21 protein-coding genes are annotated in these 20,744 nt (G+C 34.1%); 19 read left to right on the top strand and 2 right to left on the bottom strand.

Going from position 1 to position 20,744, the window contains the following annotated elements:
• Positions 1-399: 399 nt before the first annotated feature.
• Complete coding sequence (locus tag ASJ80_RS09975) at positions 400-1,074, bottom strand: archaetidylserine decarboxylase (protein WP_069582749.1); 675 nt, start codon at positions 1,072-1,074, stop codon at positions 400-402.
• Positions 1,075-1,802: 728 nt separating this feature from the next.
• Here ASJ80_RS09975 and ASJ80_RS09970 point away from each other — a divergent pair.
• From ASJ80_RS09970 to hemA, 14 genes are all read left to right on the top strand, one after another.
• On the top strand, positions 1,803-2,432 hold the full coding sequence (locus ASJ80_RS09970; RefSeq protein ID WP_069582748.1) for a hypothetical protein: 630 nt from the start codon (positions 1,803-1,805) through the stop codon (positions 2,430-2,432).
• A gap of 1 nt (position 2,433) precedes the next feature.
• Complete coding sequence (locus ASJ80_RS09965; protein ID WP_069582747.1) at positions 2,434-3,507, top strand: rod shape-determining protein; 1,074 nt, start codon at positions 2,434-2,436, stop codon at positions 3,505-3,507.
• Between the two features lie 84 nt (positions 3,508-3,591).
• Entirely contained in the window at positions 3,592-4,200 is a 609-nt protein-coding gene (gene rnhB / locus ASJ80_RS09960) for a ribonuclease HII (RefSeq protein WP_069582746.1), read from the top strand.
• A 392-nt stretch (positions 4,201-4,592) separates the two neighbouring features.
• On the top strand, positions 4,593-5,432 hold the full coding sequence (locus ASJ80_RS09955) for a MotA/TolQ/ExbB proton channel family protein (RefSeq protein WP_069582745.1): 840 nt from the start codon (positions 4,593-4,595) through the stop codon (positions 5,430-5,432).
• Positions 5,433-5,469: 37 nt separating this feature from the next.
• A complete protein-coding gene (locus ASJ80_RS09950) occupies positions 5,470-5,868 on the top strand; it encodes an ExbD/TolR family protein (protein ID WP_069582744.1) in 399 nt (132 codons plus the stop codon).
• Between the two features lie 78 nt (positions 5,869-5,946).
• Positions 5,947-6,552 carry an IMP cyclohydrolase gene (locus ASJ80_RS09945; RefSeq protein WP_069582743.1) on the top strand — a complete coding sequence of 202 codons (606 nt, stop codon included), beginning with the start codon at positions 5,947-5,949 and terminating at the stop codon, positions 6,550-6,552.
• Between the two features lie 21 nt (positions 6,553-6,573).
• Positions 6,574-7,341 carry a coenzyme F420-0:L-glutamate ligase gene (locus tag ASJ80_RS09940; RefSeq protein WP_069582742.1) on the top strand — a complete coding sequence of 256 codons (768 nt, stop codon included), beginning with the start codon at positions 6,574-6,576 and terminating at the stop codon, positions 7,339-7,341.
• 265 nt (positions 7,342-7,606) lie between these two features.
• Positions 7,607-8,512 carry a 2-phospho-L-lactate transferase gene (cofD, locus tag ASJ80_RS09935; protein WP_069582741.1) on the top strand — a complete coding sequence of 302 codons (906 nt, stop codon included), beginning with the start codon at positions 7,607-7,609 and terminating at the stop codon, positions 8,510-8,512.
• Positions 8,509-9,267, top strand: a complete 759-nt coding sequence (locus ASJ80_RS09930) for a GTP cyclohydrolase III (protein ID WP_069582740.1) — start codon at positions 8,509-8,511, stop codon at positions 9,265-9,267. The genes cofD and ASJ80_RS09930 overlap by 4 nt, the downstream gene beginning before the upstream one ends.
• 80 nt (positions 9,268-9,347) lie before the next feature.
• A complete protein-coding gene (locus ASJ80_RS09925; RefSeq protein ID WP_069582739.1) occupies positions 9,348-10,058 on the top strand; it encodes an MJ0144 family RNA dihydrouridine synthase-like protein in 711 nt (236 codons plus the stop codon).
• 78 nt (positions 10,059-10,136) lie between these two features.
• Positions 10,137-11,732 (top strand): methyl coenzyme M reductase system, component A2, encoded by a 1,596-nt coding sequence (gene atwA, locus ASJ80_RS09920; protein WP_069582738.1) that lies wholly within the window; start codon positions 10,137-10,139, stop codon positions 11,730-11,732.
• A 94-nt stretch (positions 11,733-11,826) separates the two neighbouring features.
• Positions 11,827-12,306 carry a methanogenesis marker 9 domain-containing protein gene (locus ASJ80_RS09915; RefSeq protein WP_069582737.1) on the top strand — a complete coding sequence of 160 codons (480 nt, stop codon included), beginning with the start codon at positions 11,827-11,829 and terminating at the stop codon, positions 12,304-12,306.
• 58 nt (positions 12,307-12,364) lie between these two features.
• Positions 12,365-12,979 carry a precorrin-2 dehydrogenase/sirohydrochlorin ferrochelatase family protein gene (locus ASJ80_RS09910; protein ID WP_069582736.1) on the top strand — a complete coding sequence of 205 codons (615 nt, stop codon included), beginning with the start codon at positions 12,365-12,367 and terminating at the stop codon, positions 12,977-12,979.
• Between the two features lie 69 nt (positions 12,980-13,048).
• Entirely contained in the window at positions 13,049-14,311 is a 1,263-nt protein-coding gene (gene hemA, locus ASJ80_RS09905; RefSeq protein WP_083240857.1) for a glutamyl-tRNA reductase, read from the top strand.
• A gap of 62 nt (positions 14,312-14,373) precedes the next feature.
• On the opposite strand, the gene ASJ80_RS09900 is transcribed toward hemA, so the two are convergent.
• The gene (locus ASJ80_RS09900; RefSeq protein ID WP_069582735.1) at positions 14,374-15,033 is read right to left on the bottom strand and encodes a zinc dependent phospholipase C family protein; all 660 of its coding nucleotides are present in this window, start codon (positions 15,031-15,033) and stop codon (positions 14,374-14,376) included.
• 419 nt (positions 15,034-15,452) lie between these two features.
• Between ASJ80_RS09900 and ASJ80_RS09895 the strand changes: the two genes are divergently transcribed.
• The 5 genes from ASJ80_RS09895 to ASJ80_RS09875 all read left to right on the top strand — a co-directional run bounded on the left by ASJ80_RS09895 (position 15,453) and on the right by ASJ80_RS09875 (position 20,678).
• Positions 15,453-15,695 carry a hypothetical protein gene (locus tag ASJ80_RS09895; RefSeq protein ID WP_069582734.1) on the top strand — a complete coding sequence of 81 codons (243 nt, stop codon included), beginning with the start codon at positions 15,453-15,455 and terminating at the stop codon, positions 15,693-15,695.
• Positions 15,696-15,934: 239 nt separating this feature from the next.
• A complete protein-coding gene (gene hdrC / locus ASJ80_RS09890; RefSeq protein ID WP_069582733.1) occupies positions 15,935-16,540 on the top strand; it encodes a ferredoxin:CoB-CoM heterodisulfide reductase subunit HdrC in 606 nt (201 codons plus the stop codon).
• Positions 16,541-16,641: 101 nt separating this feature from the next.
• Positions 16,642-17,589 carry a ferredoxin:CoB-CoM heterodisulfide reductase subunit HdrB gene (gene hdrB / locus ASJ80_RS09885; protein ID WP_069582732.1) on the top strand — a complete coding sequence of 316 codons (948 nt, stop codon included), beginning with the start codon at positions 16,642-16,644 and terminating at the stop codon, positions 17,587-17,589.
• 241 nt (positions 17,590-17,830) lie between these two features.
• Entirely contained in the window at positions 17,831-20,206 is a 2,376-nt protein-coding gene (hdrA, locus tag ASJ80_RS09880) for a ferredoxin:CoB-CoM heterodisulfide reductase subunit HdrA (RefSeq protein WP_069582731.1), read from the top strand.
• A gap of 145 nt (positions 20,207-20,351) precedes the next feature.
• A complete protein-coding gene (locus ASJ80_RS09875; RefSeq protein WP_141705148.1) occupies positions 20,352-20,678 on the top strand; it encodes a hypothetical protein in 327 nt (108 codons plus the stop codon).
• Positions 20,679-20,744 lie beyond the last annotated feature (66 nt).

Here is a 20,744-nt window from a genome sequence, read left to right as displayed (position 1 = left end):
ATTTCTTCGAAATTTTGGGAGCCCACAAAAATTTTGTTTTTGTGGCCGAGGAAACTTTCAAAATCTTCGATTTTGACGTTTACGAAATTAAAAATTTTCGAATGCTTCGTTTCCTCCGGTTAGAAAATACTATCTTATCAATAGATTTTGAATCCAAAATATTTTTTAAAACCCCGTGTGTAATCATTGATAATTGTTATAAATATATTTATACTAAAAACATCTGCAAATTATGTGCAGAAATTATGAAATATGATTATTGATATTGTAATATTCTTATATTAAGATGGTTTGAATTTAGTAATGATTTTGGATCAAAATAAATTTTATGAATAGTTATATTTAAAAGAAAATATATTTGCAGATTGAAACAGTATATTTAGAAAAAATTGTACGTATTTAATTAGCTATTACCATTCTAGCCATTATTGTTTCTGCTGCTTTTGGTTTTTGACCTTCTTTAACCATTAATTTACATTTTTCGTAGGGTACAATTAAATCTACTCTAGATCCAAATTTGATCATTCCTAATCTTTCCCCTATTTCGACACTGTCTCCTACATTGACATATTGAACTATACGCCTTGCTACAAAACCTGCAATTTGAATAACTCCAATTTTTCCATATTCTGAGTCAATTACTATCAAATTCTTTTCTTTTTCAGTTTCGGTTTCAGCATCCTTAAATGCCAGTTTAAATTTTCCAGAGAAGTGTTTGGTTTTTACAATTTTTCCAGAAACAGGAGATCTATTCACGTGGACATCAAAAGGAGACATGAATGTACTTATCCGAACCCCTTTTTCCCCTTTTTTTAATATATGTTTCATTAGGGGATCTTCGTATTCAACTATCTCTATTTTGTCAATTTGTCCTTTGAGTACTCTACCATCTGCCGGGGCTACTACAACACCTTTTTCGTGAGGCACCCTCCTATTTGGATCTCTGAAAAACTGCATAATAAATGCTACAATGGAAAATAAGATTAGGCTTACTAAGAAATATCCAAATAAAAATGGTAAGACTGCTAAAGTTAAAAATACTCCTGCTTTTTTTAAAGTTCCTTTAACGAACATGAGAATCACAAATTTTTAATGATGTTAATGTAATGAATTTACAAATGTAATGGATTTACAGATTTTTTATGTTCCATCTATAAAAATTATTGGTATAAATTATGTCTTTCATGAATTGATCTGCACTTGAAACTTTGAATCTTTTTCATGCTTAAGCGAGTGTCAATACTAAAAATAGAGCTTCAACACATCCATATTGTTTAAAAAAGAATTTATTTAGTTTTCTTTTAGATGGGGGGATATGCATTTAATTTACTATCTTATCAATTCATAAAAGTTTATATAATTATTCTGCTTAATTGTCATATATTATAGAACATATTATATTGGGAGTACTATTGGGATAAATTTGGGCATATTTATTTATAGTTTTTTATATGTAGGAATTGTAATAGTATATTAAAATAAGTATGCAAAATCCTGTAAAATCCTATGGATTTTGATACCCGAAAATTCTTTGAATTTTCGACGGCCTCAAAAAACCATAAGTTTTTTTGGGTTCAGGAAAACCTATGGTTTTCATTCAACCTCAAAAAATTCTGTGAATTTTTACGGTTGTAAATCTCTGATTTGCAAACATTCGAAATCTATGATTTCAAAAGCCCTCGAAATTCCTAGAATTTCGGGGTATTGAAAATCATAGGTTTTCAAAAGGTTAGAACCTATTTAAAAAAAATTATTTATTATTATGTGTGGAGTTTTACCATGAGAAGTAAGACGTGGTATTGATGATAGAAAACAAAATTAAGACTTTAAGGAAAGCTGCAAAAGTTTCAACAATGCAAACTTCAGATAAAATATGGTGTGTAATAGCCGGTAATGAAGAAATGATTAATAATATTGCATATGAAGCTATATTAGATAAAGAAAGAGTGAAGATACTTTGCAGGGAACACATTACTTCAAGAGAGTCATTTGTAACCAAAAAATTTGATTTTATTATGTTATATGGTGACGCGGATAAAATTAGAAATCTAAGTTTAATATCTAAAGAAGACGGCGGAGCTTCCCTTAAAATAGCTCCTTATTATATTGGGGAAGAACCCAACTTAATGCTGGCTGTAGGGCCTGAGGATCATATTAAAAAGTTCTTAGGAGACCTGGAAAAAAGCACAGCTAAGGCATCATTTCTTTTAGAAGATAAAACTACTGGTTTTATAGAATCTGATGTTTACATAACCCGATGGTTACCGAAATTTGCTCGAGATATTGCTGACCCTTTATTTAAAATGGCAGATGTGGCTTTATCAACAGTTTTAATATCAACTGAAGAAGAATATATAGAGAAGATCAAAGAAATTGCAAAGTCAAACAAAATATTTGTAATAAGGTTTAATGATATTTTAAAGGAGGAATAAAATGAATCTTTTTGGAAAGAAGGAAGAAACAGAAGAAGTGAGGAAGGAAGGGATAACAAATACCTTAGGAATTGATTTAGGTACACTTAACACCGTTGTCGCAAAACCTTCAGGAGATAAATTTGATCTTTATAAAATACCATCAGTAGTAGCTGTAAAAAAAGAAGATCCATCTTATGTGCTTGCAGTAGGTGAAGATGCAAAATTAATGCTTGGAAGAACACCAGAGGACATTATAGCAGTAAGGCCACTAAGAAAAGGAGTTATAGAAAGTGTAGCTCAGGCAGAAGCTCTCCTTATTTACGCTATGGATAAAGGAGCAGGAGACTCAATGGATCATATTGATAGGATAGTTATAGGTATTCCTGGAGATGCATCTGAAGTCGAGAAGAATGCTGTAGAAGAAATCGGTAGAAAAGCTGGAGCAAGCTATGTTTTAGTTATAAGTGAAGGTCTTGCAGCAGCTATAGGTGCAGGATTACCAATTGCAGAAGCATCTGGTACAATGGTAATTGATATTGGTGCTGGATCAAGTGATATTGTGGTTATCTCTCTCGGTGGAATTACTGATATAGAAACCGTAAGACTTGGTGGAGATAATATTGATGATAACATTGTAGAAAAAGTTAAAGAGTTATACAATGTCCAGATAGGAATTCACGAAGCAGAAAAAGCTAAAATAGAAGTTGGAATGGTCCATTCTGGTTCTGATATTGAAGCTATAAAGACCACTGCAATTGGAAAAGATATGGAAACTAACAAACCAAAAGAAGTTGAATTAGATTCAGAACTGGTAGCAGAAGCCGCAGAACCAGTTGTAGTTGAACTTATTGAGGCATTAAAAGTCATACTTGAGAGAATGTCCCCTGAACTTATATCCGGGGTTTACAAAGAAACCGTAGTTGTTGGTGGAACATCACAACTTAGAGGATTAAAAGAAAGGATATATGAAGAAGTCGGCGTTCCTGTAGAAATTTCAGATGACCCAATGACTGTAGTCGCAAAAGGAGCTGCTATTGTAGCTGCAGAACCAAGGGCACTTGAACCAGAAGTACGTCTGAAAGCTATGAAATAAGTCAATTACTTATTTCTCAATTTTTTTTCTTAAATTAAATACTAAACTTTTTATTTTAAAATCAAGAACCTTTTTTAAGATACAATGAAAATAATCGGCATAGATGAAGCGGGTAGAGGGCCTGTAATTGGACCTCTTGTTGTTTGCGGAGTAGCAATAGATGAAGATAGACTTGAAAAGCTTGAAAGGCTTGAGTTAAAAGATTCTAAAAGATTAACTCCTGGAAGGAGGAAAGTACTTGCAAGGAGAATAAAGAAAATTGCAGAATCTTACACTGTTAGCATAGAAGCTAAAGACATCGATAATTTAAGGGCTAAAGATGTCAATTTAAATGAAATTGAGAAAATAGCCATGAAAAAAGTTATAGGGCATTTTGATCCTGATGTTGCTTATATAGATTGTCTTGATATTAAACCTCAGAGATTTTGTGATGAAATGGAAAGTGTTAAGGAGAATCTGAAAGTTATAGCGGAACATAAAGCTGAGGATAAGTTTCCAATTGTGGCAGCAGCGTCTATAGTTGCCAAGGTTGAACGTGATTCGGCAATTGATATAATAAGGAAGGAATATAAAGATGTTGGGTCAGGATACCCCAGCGATCCTAAAACAATTGCATTTTTAAAGAGGTTTACCTATGAAAATTTGCCGGATTTTGTAAGGCGTTCATGGGCTACAGTTAAAAGGAACATGTAAAATACATTCATAAAAACCTATTTTTTTAAATTTCTTAATTAGATCCAGAATAAATTTTTTTTTAAAACAGTGATATAAGAAAGTAAAAGTAATCATACTGATAATTAATTTAATAATAAAAATTTCAGTAACTATTTTAAATCATTAGCACAAACGAAGATCATAAACTTGCAAACATTTATGTTTGCCCATTCGAAATCCTAGATTTCAAAAGTATTTGAAATTTGGTTTCGATAATCAAAATTAAAGAATTTTTGAATGTTTACAAAACTCTCAAACATACATGTTTGAGCATAGAACATTAGTTTACAGCTTTAATTTTGATAGATTTATTAAATGGACACACAACAACTAAACTGAAACATGCTAAAATCAGTAGGATCAGGATAACAATGATATATGAGTTTTTAAGCGGTAACTTTGGTATTATACTGGAGATGTTCCAAAGCGGAGGAATTATAACATATATAATAACTATTATAGGAGTATATGGATTTTTAGCTTCCCTTGAGAAAATTCGTTATTTGCGCAAGATATCAAAAGTTTCTCCACCATTAATTATGGGAACAGTGAACGATGCAATGGAAAAGGGAGGGTCTCTTGAAGCACTGCGTTCAATAGGTAAATATCAAAATCCCGTCTCAAAAATCATTTCCGAGGCCTTAAAAATAGGTTACAGAAATAAAACCGAAGTTGAAGATGCAATGGAACGTGTTTTCATAGTTGAGATGGGAAGAATGACTAAAGGTCTGGGCACAATTAAAATGATAATTGAAATTTCCCCTCTTTTAGGGTTAATAGGAACAGTTTTAGGTATGTGGTACACATTTAGAGCTCTTGGAATGGGCGCAAGCTCATCAGGAATGGCAGAAGGAATTTATATAGCTTTAATTACTACTATAGCTGGACTTACTGTTGCAATAATTTTAGTCCCTCTTCATTCTTATATCACAGGTAAAATAGAAGATGAAATGGATAAAATAGAGATAGCTAAGAAGATGACCAACTGGAACTCTGCAGTTATGAGAATAAAAGTAGTAACTAATCCAGAAATGGCTGTTGAAGCTTTAAAAGAAGCTGAGGGGGTTGTAAAAGTTAAAGAAATCGAGGATTATGATGCAAACGTTTTAGTAGCTTTAAAACCCAGTATGCTTGAGAAAAGTATTCACAACATAATTATGGAAAAATGCAATACTAAAGCTGAGATTATTGAAAGTAAATTAATGCAGTAATAGTTAGAACTCTTTTAAATGTAAAGGAAGTTATTTAATGGTTTTAGACGTGAACAGATATAAAAACAAAGTGAAAAAAAATACTCCTAGATTTAACATGGTTCCATTTATTGATGTTGTTTTTACAATCCTCATATTCCTAATGGTTACAAGCAGCTTTGGTGCTGCTGCTGATCAGACGCAGTCTACTTCTGGAAAACCAGAGGTAACGCAAAGTAGTGGGACATCTGAATATTATATGGTTCCAGTTGCAGGTTTGAAGAAAGTTACAGTTAATGGGCAGGATATGTCCAGTTATATACGAAACGGTGCAATTGCAGTACATACAAAAGTTATTGATGAGGGAGAAATAGTTATAAAAGCTAGAAATGGTGAGATCATTATAACTACTCCTCAGGGATTCCCGACAAATAATGCTGTGAAAGCACCTAGTTAATGGATAGAGCCAATTAGTGATAAATTAAATTAACAGTAAACATAAATAATTTGATATATACGTTTAACAGGTGAAAAAATGTATCTTGGAAGAATGTTAGCAGTTGGAAACACAGAATCAGGAAAATTTGTTGCATATAGAGTTTCAAGCAGGTCTTTTCCAAATCGAATGGTAAATGTATTTGAAGACAGGGCCGCAATTGTACCAAAGGAAGGACATGAAAAAGATGTTTTTGTAAACCCCTACATTGCTTATAACTGTATCCGGATCGTGGATGACGTTGCTGTAGTTACAAATGGATCCCATACTGATATTATTGCAGAAAAAATAGCTTCAGGTATGAATATACGAGATTCAATTGCATTAACACTACTTACAATGGATTATGAAAAAGATGAATTAAATACTCCACGTATTGCAGGAGCTACAACATTAGATGGAGATTCTTATATTGGGATTGTTACAATTGATGGAATCATAGTTGAAAAGGTTAAAGAAGATCAATGCAGTTATATTTCGACATATGAACATACGAAGCCACATGATGTTGAATTTGTTTGCAGCAACGCTGAAGAAGCGGCTAAATTTATATACTGCGGCGGAAAATTTGAGGAATTCACCAATCCTGTAGATTCAGTAGCTGCATTTGCAGAGGATAATAAGTGGAAAATTGGCTCTTTATAGTAATATCCTCATGGTGAATACATGGACATCAAGATCATCGGAATTGAAAATATTCCATTAATTACAGAAGGCAATGACATCGCTGCTTTAATAGTAGATGCCATGAATAATGAGGATATTGATATTAAAAATGGAGATATCTTTGTTATAGCTGAAACAATAGTGTCTAAGGCAGAGGGAAATAAAATCAATCTTAAAATTATTGAACCAACTCAAAAAGCATTTGATATTGCAAAAAAAACAGGCAAAGATCCTCATGTTGTAGAGGCTATACTCCGAGAATCCAATGAAATATTGGAAGTAGGGCCGGATTTTATAATCAGCGAAACTAAACATGGATTTGTATGTGCAAATGCAGGAATAGATGAATCAAATGTGGAAGACAATATGGCCACACCTATGCCTGAAGATCCAGATAAAAGCGCATCTCTTATAATGAAAAAAATAGAAGCACTAACTGAAAAAGAAGTCGTTGTAATTGTATCTGATACTCAAGGCAGGGCCTTTAGAGAAGGGGCTATTGGTACAGCAATTGGTATATCTGGGATGAAAGCTCTCTGGGACCGGAAAGGTGAAAAAGATCTCTACGGCAGAGAACTTCAAACTACAAGTATTGCTGTTGCAGACGAATTAGCGTCAGCAGCATCAATTTTAATGGGTCAAGCGGATGAAGGAATACCTGTTGTTGTAATAAGAGGAGTTAACTACGTTAAAACATTAAAAAGCAGTATTTCCACAGCTAAGGATTTGGTAAGGCCTAAAAAATATGATGTATTTAGGAAAACTTAAATTATATAAATTATAGTAATATTTAAACCATCATAAAGTTTTTAATATTAAGACGAGTCCGGTAAATAAATAATTTATGCGGACAATAAATCTCAAAAATAGAATTTTGAAGATATGAGTTAAAGTATCAAATCCCTAAAAACTTGGGGCCGCGATTTTCAAAACATTCATATACTCCAAAAGATATTGAGTATTTAAATAGGGGGATTGGCATGGTTGATCTCCACTTCAATCATTAATTACAAAAAACTTAAAGACGAGTCCTATGATAACAATACTTTCTGGAGGAACTGGAACTCCAAAATTAATCCAGGGAATAACCAAAACAGCTGATCCTGCCGATATCAACATAATTGTAAACACAGTAGAAAATACATATATATCAGGAAACTATATAGCACCAGATATAGATACTGTGATGTATACTCTCGCAGGAATTATAAATGAAAATACATGGTACGGTGTTGACAAAGATACATTTATAACCCATGAAACTTTAAAAGAAATAGGATATAATGAGATTTTAAGGATTGGGGATAAAGATCGCGCCATTAAGATTCAAAAAACCATATTGATGGAGAAATATCCTCTTTCTAAAGTCGTAGATATTCAAAGAAAAAAATTAGGCGTTAAGTCAAAGATCATTCCAATGAGTGATGAACAATCAAATATCAGGATTATAACAGATGAAGGTGAACTGAGTTTCCACGAGTTTCTGGTTGGAAAAAAGGCACAACCTGAAGTGGAAGATATAGTATATGTAGATGTTAAACCTTCAGATGATGTAATAAGTACTATTGAAGATTCAGATATGGTCATAATAGGGCCATCTAATCCGATAACATCCATAGGGCCAATAATCTCAATGAATGGAGTTAAAGAAGCTCTTAAAAACTCTTATGTTGTTGCAGTATCTCCGATAATAGGAGGAAATCCTGTAAGCGGTCCCGCAGCAAAGTTTATGAATGCAATGGGCCATGAGGTATCTTGTGAAGGTGTTGCAACAATTTATAAAGAATTTATGGATAAGTTTATCATAGATGTTGAGGACACAGAATCTGAGAAAAAAATAGAAAAACTAATATCAAAGGTCGTTATAACAAACACAAACATGAAGACCATCAATGATAAAGTGAGGTTAGCCAGAATTATTTTGGGTGAAATTTTATGATACAGATGACTTTAATTCAAATTGATAATTATGGCCCGTGGACAGTCACTCCTGCCCCAAGGGCTGAAGCAGATCTTCAAATCCTGCAATCAGAGCTTTATGCTGATCTTCAAAGACAATTTGCAGCTAAAGGTGGGCTTGTTTTCTTCACACGTTTTGATAACATGCTTGCAATTACTAACAATGTAGATATGGATGACCATAGAAGAATCCAGAAATCAATAGGTAATAGATACCCAATAACTGTGAGTATGGGTGTTGCAGCAGCTGAAACGCCCTATGAGGCTCAAAGAGATGCTACAGCAGTTCTTCAAAATTACGGTGGGGCACAATCTGAAGAACGAAAGGAAGTTCTGGCTATAGATGGTCTTGTAAATAAAGAGGACAGCTTCGTTCAAATTGCCCATATAGATATAAATGGAATTACAGATTCTTTAACTGATATAATTCCAGCTTATGATACTTCTTTTATTGTAAATAGAGTTCAACACTTTTTAATGAAAAAATTAATTGAGAAAGGTTCACTCGTCTTCTTTATAGGTGGAGATAATTTTATGTCTCCATGTAATGGACTCAGTCCTGAAGGACTCCTAAAAATAGTGGAAGAGATCGAAGACGAGACCAATATAGCACTTAAAGCAGGTATTGGGAAAGCTCCTACTGCTGAAAAAGCTGCTAATCTGGCAGATCTAGCTCTTGAAGAGATAAGGGGTGGAGTTACCTATGATCTTGTTCATGTAATGAACAAAAAATAGCTGATTAATTATTCTATTTACATTTTTTTACTTTAATTAATAATTTTTTTACAGGTGATTTTATTGAAGTTTTAGCGCCGATGGCAGGAATAACCGATGGGAATTTTTGCTTGAAAATGGCTCATTATGGTTTTGACATGGTAACACTTGGTGGCTATAACTTAGATAAGCCGACTATAAATGCAGGATGCAGTATTATTAAACGAGGAAGGCATGAGTTCAACGTAAATGAAGAAAATGTAATGCCTTCAATTAAAAAAGAAGCAGCTATAATCAAAAATTCCTGGAACGGAATTGTATCTGTTAATCTACGTTCAGTTTCATTTGAACCTATCGTTGAAGTGTCAAAATTACCTGAAATTGATGTCGTGGAAATAAATGCACACTGCAGGCAGCCTGAAATAACGGGTATTGGCTGTGGACAGGCAATTCTTTATGATACTCATAAATTATACAATTTTACAAAAAATGTGGTAAAAAAAGCTGAAAGTAAAGTATCGGTTAAGATTAGAGCAAATGTCCAGAATGTAAACGATGTTGAAGTTTCAAAAGCTGTTGAAAAAGCTGGCGCTGACTATCTGCATGTAGATGCCATGAAACCTGGATACAACCATGCAGATTATAATATTATAAGGAAAATTAAAGAAAACACTGAAATATTTTTAATAGGCAATAATTCTATCCATGATCTTAAATCTGCACGAGATATGCTTTCTGCAGGTGCAGACGGGATATCAATAGCAAGAGTTACATTAAAAGGAAGCGTTCCTTTTGATTTGTCCAAGATATAAAATATTAAATTTTAATTAGTATATTTACGATCAAATATATAACATATTTACTGCAAACTTATATCCAAAGGTGATTGCATGTCTTTTATAGAATTAGAAAACGTCACAAAAACATTTGGTGGCGTGGAAATTTTAAAAAATTTGAATATAACTATAAATGAAGGCAGCGTATTGGGAATTTTAGGTAGAAGCGGCGCTGGAAAATCAGTACTCATTAACATGCTTCGTGGAATGAAGGAATATAAGCCAGATAATGGTAAGATTATCTTTAATATTGCATTTTGCCCTAAATGTTATCGGGCTGATCCTCCATCAAAAGTGGGACAAAAATGTTCCTGCGGAGGGGAATTTGAAGCAGAACGTGTTGATCTGTGGGATACTGATAGAAAAATATATGCTGCAGTTAGGAAAAGAATTTCCATAATGTTACAGAGGACATTTGCCCTCTATGAAGATGATACTGTAATTGATAATGTTTTAAAATCTATTAGTGGTCATGATGAGGAAGAAAGCACTTATATGGCTATAGATCTCCTTGAAGTGACGCAGATGACCCACAGGATAACTCATATTGCAAGGGATCTAAGTGGTGGAGAAAAACAAAGGGTAGTACTTGCAAGACAAATAGCAAAGGAACCTATGATATTTCTTGCAGACGAACCTACAGGTACACTCGATCCGAAAACAGCTGAACTTATACACCAGGCTTTACTGGAAGGTGTAAAAGAGAAGGGTACTACAATGATTATAACTTCACACTGGCCAGAAGTTATGAGAAAACTTTCTGATTATGTAATATGGCTTGAGCGGGGGGAAATAATAGATGAAGGTAACCCTGAAGAAGTTGTAGCCAGATTTTTAGAACAGGTTCCACTTCCTGAAAAGAAAGCGGAATTCGAAACTGGCGGTCCAATTATTGAAATGGAAAATGTCAAAAAACATTATTATTCCATTGAAAGGGGAGTAATTAAGGCTGTAGACGGCATAACTTTGACTATTGGTGAAGGAGAAATTTTTGGTATTGTTGGTTTAAGTGGGGCCGGTAAAACAACTCTTTCAAGAATACTTTACGGGTTAACAGAGCCAAGTTCAGGTAATATATCTGCAAAACTTGGGGATGACTGGATCGACATGACTCAATCTGGTCCGCTTGGAAGGGGGAGAATAAAACCTTATTTGGGTATTCTTCATCAAGAATACAGTCTTTATCCTCATAGAACTGTTTTAGGGAATTTAACAGAGGCTATAAGTTTAGAATTGCCTGCAGAATTTGCAAAAATGAAAGCAGTATATACGCTTAAAGTAGTCGGATTTGATGAAGAATATGCTGCAAGCTTATTAAACAAATATCCTGATGAATTAAGCGGCGGTGAACGCCACAGGGTTGCTTTAGCACAAGTTTTAATAAAAGAACCTAATATAATTATTCTTGATGAACCTACTGGAACTATGGACCCAATAACTAGAGTTCAAGTTACAGATTCTATAATAAAGGCGAGAGATGAATTAAGTCAGACTTTTGTTATAATATCACACGATATGGACTTTGTGCTCGATGTCTGTGATAGGGCTGCTCTTATGAGAGGAGGCAAAATCCTCAAAATAGGAGATCCAAAGGATATAGTGGAAGATTTGACTCCAACTGAAAAGAAAGAAATGCTTACTGAAGAATAAATTCAATATTTTTTTTTCAGATTTAAATTAGTTTTATTACTGAAAATTAGATTTTCAGTTAAATTTAATGGATTTATACTAATGGAGGAATATAATGGTATGGGAAGATTCACCATCACACGTATGTAGGGGAGGGGACAAAAGGGCGTTGGCATTTTGTTGTCCGCCAGTTAAGCCTTGCCCAATTATATATGCACTTGAAGATGCAAATCTCAGTTCTCAAGATTATATAGCAAAAAAAGAAGAATTTGGTAAAAAAACAAGGTTAGGTCAAGGAGAAGGAACCTGTTTTGGTTCTCTTGTCTGGTGCTGTAAACCATCTAAACCATGTCCTTTAAGGGATATGGTAATGAGAAGGATAAACATGAGCTCTGATGAATATATGGAACTTAAAAAACAGTTATCTGAAGAGCTTGTAGGCGTATCTGAATCATCACAGGAAGAAGTAAAGGCACTTGCTGATGCTTTTGATATTCCAGAAGAAGAAGCAAATACCGTTCTTCAAGAATGTGGAAACGATTTAAGGATGGCTGCAAAGATTTTAAAGATGAAAAGCCTAGAATCAGGCAAATAATCTGAGACTCTAAATATATTTTATTTTTTTACTTTCATTGGAATTTAAAAGTGATATAATGGGCTGGACACCTCTTTTCCTGCAGATGGAAAACAAAAATGTTTTAATTATTGGTGCAGGGGAAGTTGGGACTCGGAGAACCCGTAGATTTATTGAAGCAGGGGCCAATGTCACTGTAATAAATGAAGAAGTTCCAAATGATCTTGTTGATCTTGGGGCTGCTTTCAAACCGTTAGATGAAGTTGAAAAATGGGTAGAATGGTCAGATCTCGTGGTAATAGCCACTGGAGATCACAAATTAAATGGGCGCGTGGCAGAATTAGCCAAAGGGAAACTTTTAAATAGGGCCGATTATCCAGATGAAGGTAATTTAATTGTTCCTTCTACTTTTTCTATAGGTGACGTGCAATTTTCGATATTTACTGGTGGAAAGAGCCCTCTTATGGCAAAAGAGTTAAGAAAAAGAATACAAAAAGTGATACTGGAGGAAGATATTTTACAGTTGGAACTCCAGAATTTCACAAGAAATATTTTAAAAGAAAATATGAATGATCAAAAAAAACGTAGGGATTATTTATATAAAATTTTAAATGATAAAAACATACAGGAATATTTAAGGCAGGGAAATTTAGAGGATGCTAAAAAATATATAAAACAGCAGTTAGTAAATTAACACTACCATTTACAAAATCCCTTGATTTTCAGTGGTTTTAATGATTTAAATATTATTCGGGGGCGTAAAATGATTCTAAATATCAGAATCGACCATAATACAGCAGATATATGTACAATGGAAAAGTCTACTTTCCAGATGGATGAAATCTTTGCAAAAATCAAGGATAAATACTTGGTATATGAGTACCTCCAGATGAAAACATGTAACCGTGCTGAGCTTTATTTAGTTTTAAATGATTGTTATATTGATAATATTGATTTCCTTGATTTTGTAGTTGAAACTGATGATGATGCATTGAATCACCTTTTAAGACTCTCTTGTGGATTAGAATCTATGATAATAGGTGAAGATCAAATATTGGGGCAGATAAAAGACGCGAGAAAAAAGCATCTTAAAGAGGGCTATGCTGGGGATCTTTTGAATACGGTGTTTACAAAAGCTATCCATGTTGGCCAGGTAGTTCGAAAAAAAACCAATATCAACAAAGGATCCATTTCAATAGGTTCTGCAGCAGTAGAACTTGCAGAATCAGTGCACGGGGATTTGAAGTGTAAAAAAGTCCTTGTAATTGGAGCTGGAAAGATGGGAACGCTCGTTGCAAAAGCACTGGTTCAAAAACATCTTAGAGCCATAGTCGTGGCAAATAGGACCCATGACCGTGCAGTAGACCTAGCAAAAGAGCTTGGTGGGTATGCAATCCATTTTGATAGGCTTGATGAAGCTATGAGTGATGCTGATGTTATAATAAGTGCTACTGGAGCACCTCACCCTATTTTAACCTGTGAAAAAATAAAAAATGCGGTTTCACCTGAGAAGCTGGAGAAGCTTGTGATAGTTGATATTGCAAATCCAAGAGATGTAGAGGAAGATGTTAAAAAACTTGGGGTTAAATTGTTTAATATAGATGATTTAAGGGGAATAGCTGATAAAAATAGAAAGTTAAGGGAATCTGAAGCTAAAGATGCTGAAAAAATAATTTCTGAAGAACTTGTACTTCTTAAAAAATCTTTAAAACGCCTTGAAGTTGAATCTCTTATTTCTGATATAAGGAGAAATGCAGAAAAGATAAGGTCTCATGAAACTGAAAAAGCATTTAAAATGCTTGGAGATATTGACGGCAAGGAAAAAATAGTGGAAGACCTTACTCGGGTGGTAGTGGATAAAATTTTCTGTGATATCATAAGAAATATCAAAAATGCCGCTGAAAATGATGACAAGGAATTAATTGAGAGTGCAAAAAATATTTTTAAGACCATAAAAAAGCCTAAAAAGCATGATAGTTTGCCAAGTCAAAGTTTATGTGCAATTAGGACGAAAAATGATGCATAAACTAGTTAATTCATTTAATATCTTTATTTAAAATTTGATAAATCATAAAGGTTGATTTTAAGTTAACCAATTAAGTAAATGTATACTAATTCTAAATTGTTAGTTATCTGGAAATTATTTTTTTGAATAGGGTATGCATCATTTATGGAACTGTATACTGCATTGTAAGATGCACCTGTAGCATGATCTAAATCATTCTGGATCAAAGAATTATTTCTGCTTTTAATCCACATGTTCCAGCTTTTTGTCCCGTTTAGATCACCATTGTACATGGTTGATTTTAAATCTCCTTTAATTTGAATCATTTTAGGCTTTAGAAAACTTCCTTTTACCTCGTAAATGCTGTGCTGAAGCCCGCCCACACCTGCAGCATGAGGCGCTGAAAAGCTGTCTGTAATGTAGTGGGATGCTACACCGTAACAGTAACTTGCATAATAGAAATCGCCTTTTTTATAGTAGAACTTCCCTTTGTTTAACCAGTAAATAGCTTTTCTGTAACTATTTGGATAACTATGATATTTAAAGTCAAAAAATACAAAATCAGGAGCCGTAGATCCTTTTTTCATCAGGTTTAAGTTTAAATTTTGCTGCATATCTTCAGGTAATGAATTGTAATTACTTTCTACTATTTCTTCATGCGTGTTCCAGTCCCATGCCGAAACAGCAGAAATGTTTATTGATACTGCAACTAAAAAAATGGTGAATATTATAGCTTTATTCATGATTTCACGGTATTTTTTATATTTTAATCTGTTTTATTTTGCAAGTATTATAAGTTATAATTTCAAAGGACTTCAAGTTACTGGTTTAGTTGGGTATGTATTTTTTGAACAAAAACTATAAATAACTATTGTTATATAACAATTGTTACTATCATATTTAAAAACTATTTCAGATGAACTTTATGATGGGGGATTGATAAAAGCGGAGCAGAGGGCACGATACTAACAAGATAAACATTAAAAAGAGCGGTAAATCTTGATTTTGGAAAAACAGATACGTCTCTTGAATTATTTAAAATGCCTCTATAGATTTAAAGGCTGATTTATATGATAAATATGATTTTCTCAATTACCTCCAAGATCAAGATGGTGGGATACAACTCTACTTTCTATTGCAAACGCGAGATATATAGCAGCGCATGTTGATCTACTCGGCAACTGCTCGATTTAAATCCGTGACTTTCTTCAAGGAAATTATAGATGCAATTACAGATTTAAAAGTTGTTCCTCTTCCAGCTGATTTGATGGCGCATGCAACACGTAAAATGGCTGATGCTGGAGAAAGTCTCGACTATTGCATGGAACTTACACATATACATTCGTTGATTTTTCCAAGTGCAATAACTTTTGAAATTTTAGGAAGATCATTGAAATATAGTTAGTATATTTTTATAACGATAAAGTATATTATACTATTCGAACAATTATTATACATAAACAATCATGATACACAAAAATTAAGTAGTGGTTATACTGAATAATCATGGTATAATTAAAAAATGATAAATTGAACTTAAAAATGTCATAATTTGAGTATATATAACTTGAAGTACAAGTATAAATACTATAACAGATTATTTTTAAAACTGACACTTTATTCGATATATGGGGTATAATACATATGAATACTCTAAAAATAGGCGAAAACAGCTTTGAATTAGCAGAAGATATTATTAAGGACTTAAAAGCACCAAAAGATCTTGGAATCCTTAAATGTATCCAGTGTGGGATGTGCACATCTGTATGCCCTGCGGCAAGACACACTGACTACGATCCAAGGGAACTAGTTAAAAGGGTGCTTGATAAAGATGAAACTTTAATTACAGATGATATAATCTGGAATTGTTTTTACTGTTACACATGCCAGAGCGTATGCCCGGTAAGCAACAGCCCATCTGTGGTAAACCAAGTTTTAAGGCAAAGGGCAATTGATAACGGAAAAGGAAAGCCGAAAGTAGCTCCTTTTTCAGCATATGGTGAGAGTTTCATAGAATTTGGACTGGGAGCAATTCCTTCAAATTTCTTTAATGATCTTATAAAGGACTTTGGAAAAGAGTGGCTTGAATTAAGAATTAACCTTGAAGATATAAGGGAAGATTTAAACCTGGGCTCTATGTTCCTGCCTGAAAAAGATGTAAAAGATATCAACAAGATTTTAGAAAAAACAGGATTCAAAAACAGGTTAAATGAACTAAGGCGGTGTAGAGATGAAAAAAATACCAGATAAAGAGATTTTACTTAAAACCTGCCTTGCAAACATTGACTTTCATAATTTTAAATTATTTAGTTTGTCAAATATAGATGAACTAAAATCAAGGTGGTGTTAACATAAAAAAAATACCGGATAAAGAGATTTTACTCTTTAAAAGCTGCCTTGTAAATGTTGAATATCCTGGCGTAGAGTCATCTACAAAATATTTATTTGATAAACTTGGAATTGAATACATCATTAGTGATAGACAGTCCTGTTGCACTGGTTTAGGACATTACGCGGATTTATTTGACCAATTTTCTACCACTGCACTTGCAGCAAGAAACTTTGGAATTGCAAGGAATGAAGGCCATAAAAATATAGCAACACTCTGTGCAACATGCTATGCAATACTTAAGAAATCATGTAATATCTTAAATGAGAATGATGAAGTTAGAGGTCAGATAAATAAGATTTTAGACGATTCTGGATGTCATGATTTAACTTATAATGCGGATGATATGGACTCAAGAGGTAATATTTTCCATTCAGTTGAAATTTTGTATAATAAAGCAGATGAAATTAAAGACCTTGTAGAGGTAGATCTATCTGGACTCAAAGTGGCGTCTCATCACGCATGCCATTACTGCAAAGTCCATCAAAAGGATACTATTGGAAATGAAAGAGACCCTATGGTTATAGAGACACTTGCAAAAGCATGCGGCGTGGAAACCGTTGACTGGTACGACCGTAAAACAACAACATGCGGTAACGGTTTCAGACAGCGTTACATGAACCGAGATTTATCCCTTTCTGTAACTGAGGAGAAACTGAACAGTTTGAAGGAAAATGACGTTGATATTCTGCTTCACATGTGTCCTAACTGTCAGATGCAGTTTGATAGAAACCAGGGGGCCATTGAAAAATCGTCGGGAACTGAATTTGGTATTGTATACTTTAATATTTCCCAGTTCGTAGCACTTGCACTTGGGGCTGACCCTTATAAAGTAGTGGGTGTTCAAACACATACAGTTCCTGTAGATAAAGTTTTAGAAAAGATAAAGCAGACTAACCTCTGTCAATGAGGCGGATAACATGAACAATTACCAATTCAACCACTCAAAAATCGAAGCATGCAAAAACAAAGTTTTTGCTGCGTCAAAATCAGAGATTTTGACAGATTTTTGGTACTCACAAAATTTTTCAATTTTGTGGCAGTGAAAATTGAAAATTTTCACATGCCCCGAAAATATTTATTTTCGAGGGCTTTTTTCCAAAAAAAGGTTGATCAAAAAATCATTAAAAATTCCATTATGAGGGAATAATATGAACAATTACAATTTCTCAAGATATGCTCCCAAAAGCAGCATTGACATCGGTGTTTTTTTATGCAGGTGCGGGGGCAATATTTCAGACACTGTAGACATCGAGAAGCTTGCTTCTTCAGTTGATGCTAAAGTAGTTAAAGATTTCGAAAATCTCTGCTCAATGAAATGTCAAAAAAATATCAGAGATATTATACTGGAAGAAGGGCTGGACAGGGTAGTAATTGCAGCTTGTTCTCCAATTACTCACGAAAAAACATTTAGAAACCATATAGCTCCTTTAAACCCTTATCTTTTAGAGATAGCAAATATCAGGGAGCACTGTTCATGGGTACATTCTGATAAAAATAAGGCAACTGAAAAAGCAGTATCACTTACAAATGCAGCTGTTGAAAGGGTTCAATACGCTAGACCTCTTGATGCTATAGTCCGAAAAACCAAAAAAAGCGCTGCTGTAGTTGGAGGGGGAATATCAGGAATAACTGCTGCACTTTCACTTGCAAATCAGGGCGTTAAAGTACATATAATTGAAGACAAGCCTACTGTTGGGGGGAACATGATAAAAATAGGTAAAGTATTCTCACCAGAAAAGCTTGCTGAAGAATGTTCATTATGCCTCTTCAACCCGCTTATAAACGAAGCAGTGCAGCATAACAATATTGACATAATGACTAATTCGGAGATTAAATCATCTGAAAGGAAAGCAGGAAACTTCAATCTGCTCATTGAAAGGAAACCAGGCCATGTTAATGAAGATAAATGTACTGCATGTGGAAACTGTGCAGAGATCTGTCCTGTTGAGGTTCCTAATGAATGGAACGAGAATTTAATGACAAGGAAAGCTATATACAAGCCTTTCCCACAATCAGTTCCTGATATTTATACAATCGATGATGAAAATTGTATTAAGTGCGGTAAATGTGAGAAAGTCTGTAAAATGGACGCTATTGACATCAAGGCGAAGGGAGAAATCATACCTCTAAATGTGGGTTCTGTCATCATAGCAACAGGCCACAAAGGATTTGACCTTAAAAAGCGTCCGGAATATGGGTATGGAAGATATGATGATGTAATAAGCCAGATGGAACTTGCAAGGATAATGGGGGTAAACGGGCCAACAGACGGTAAACTCCTCAGACCTTCAAATGGAAAAGTCCCAAGAAGGGTCGTAATGGTTCAGTGTGCAGGTTCAAGGGACGAAAAACCTGAAGGCAAACGTTACTGCTCAAAAGTATGCTGCATGGTGTCTTTAAAGCACGCTAGCTTCATAAAACATTATTATCCAGACACTGAAATAGTTATCTGTTATACTGACATGAGAACTCCTGGAATGTATGAAAATTACTTCAGACATGTACAGTCCAAGGGAATTAAACTGGTGAGAGGACGCCCTGGAGATATAACCAAAAAAGGCGAAAATATCATCGTCAGGTTAGAAGATACTCTCCGTAGGGAACCTTTAGAAATAGAAACAGATATGGTTGTATTATCTGAAGCCATGGAACCATCAGAAGGGACATTAAAAGTTGCAGAAACATTGAATGTAGGGCTTACAGAGGACATGTTTGTAAAAGAGAAACATTCAAAAATTAAGCCTGTAGCTACCGATATAGAAGGGATATATGTTTGCGGAACTGCACAGGGCCCAAAAGATATCACTGAAAGTGTTTCTCAAGCAAATGCTGCAGCTTCCAAGGTTTCTGAGATGATAAACGGCGGTCTGGAGATAGAGCCAACAATTGCGGTAGTTGACGGCAGGCAGTGTGTAATGTGTGGAGAATGCGTGGCTGCATGTAAATATAAAGCTGTTTACATACACAATGAACGCATCTCTGTTGATCCTGTTGCCTGTAACGGCTGCGGTATATGTGTTTCCAAGTGTGAAAACAATGCAATTGACGTAATGGGCCAAACAGATGCCCAAATCTTTGCAATGATTGAAGGTATGCTTAAGGATAAAAAAGAAGGTGAAAGGAGAATTCTGGCGTTTGTTGACTATATTGGTTACGTGGCGGCTGATAATATAGGGATAAATAGGATATCCTATCCTGAATCTGTCAGGATCATAAGGGTGCCATCAATAAACCGGCTGATGCCAAAGCATATCTTATTTGCATTTGAAAATGGTGCAGACGGTATATTTTTAGGTGAATATCCTGATGAGGTAATGTACTCTTCTATCCAGGATAAAGTCAATGAATTTAGATCGGCTCTTATAAAAAACAGTATAGATACTGACAGATTGATGTACTATAAGGTTTACGCGCCTTACTTCAGAGGACTGGCCAATAAACTCACTGAGTTTGATAAACAGGTCGGTAAAGCTCTTGATAAGCTTGAAGCGGTCTTATATAAGGCTTCATATAAGGATTTGTAGAGATGGGAGGTTCTCTTAAAATTGTAAATTTGGGAGAACTCAACAATCTACTGGCTCTTTTTTTCAAAAAATAACAGCAAATAAATTGTTTTAAGAATTGTTAGTTAATAAATTATTTATATTTAATAATATAAAATTATATTTCATGAAAAATGATGATACTAATCAAGAAGAAAAATACCTGCAAACAAAAGAGAGTATTATCAATAATATTCATGATCAAAAAGAAACGGAAAAAAAGTATTTAAAGACTGTAAACAGTTTATTGGACTACTGGATAAAAGAATTAAGGGCAGTCGACACCCAAAATAAAAAAAGACATAATCAACTCTTGAAAGTGATTCATAGGGAAAGATCTAACATTAAAAAAATGGAAGAAGATATCAATAAAACTGACATAATGATCGATAGAACAGAGCAGAGTTTAGAGAGAATCCGTCAAATGATCAATTCATTTAGAAAGGAACGTTAGTACATAAATGGTAACTTAATTGATTCAATTAAGAATTCTAACTTTTAATTTTATAATTTAAAATTA

The organism is Methanobacterium bryantii, assembly GCF_002287175.1.
Classification (GTDB): domain Archaea; phylum Methanobacteriota; class Methanobacteria; order Methanobacteriales; family Methanobacteriaceae; genus Methanobacterium_D; species Methanobacterium_D bryantii.
This window is presented reverse-complemented; position numbering and strand designations above follow the sequence as displayed.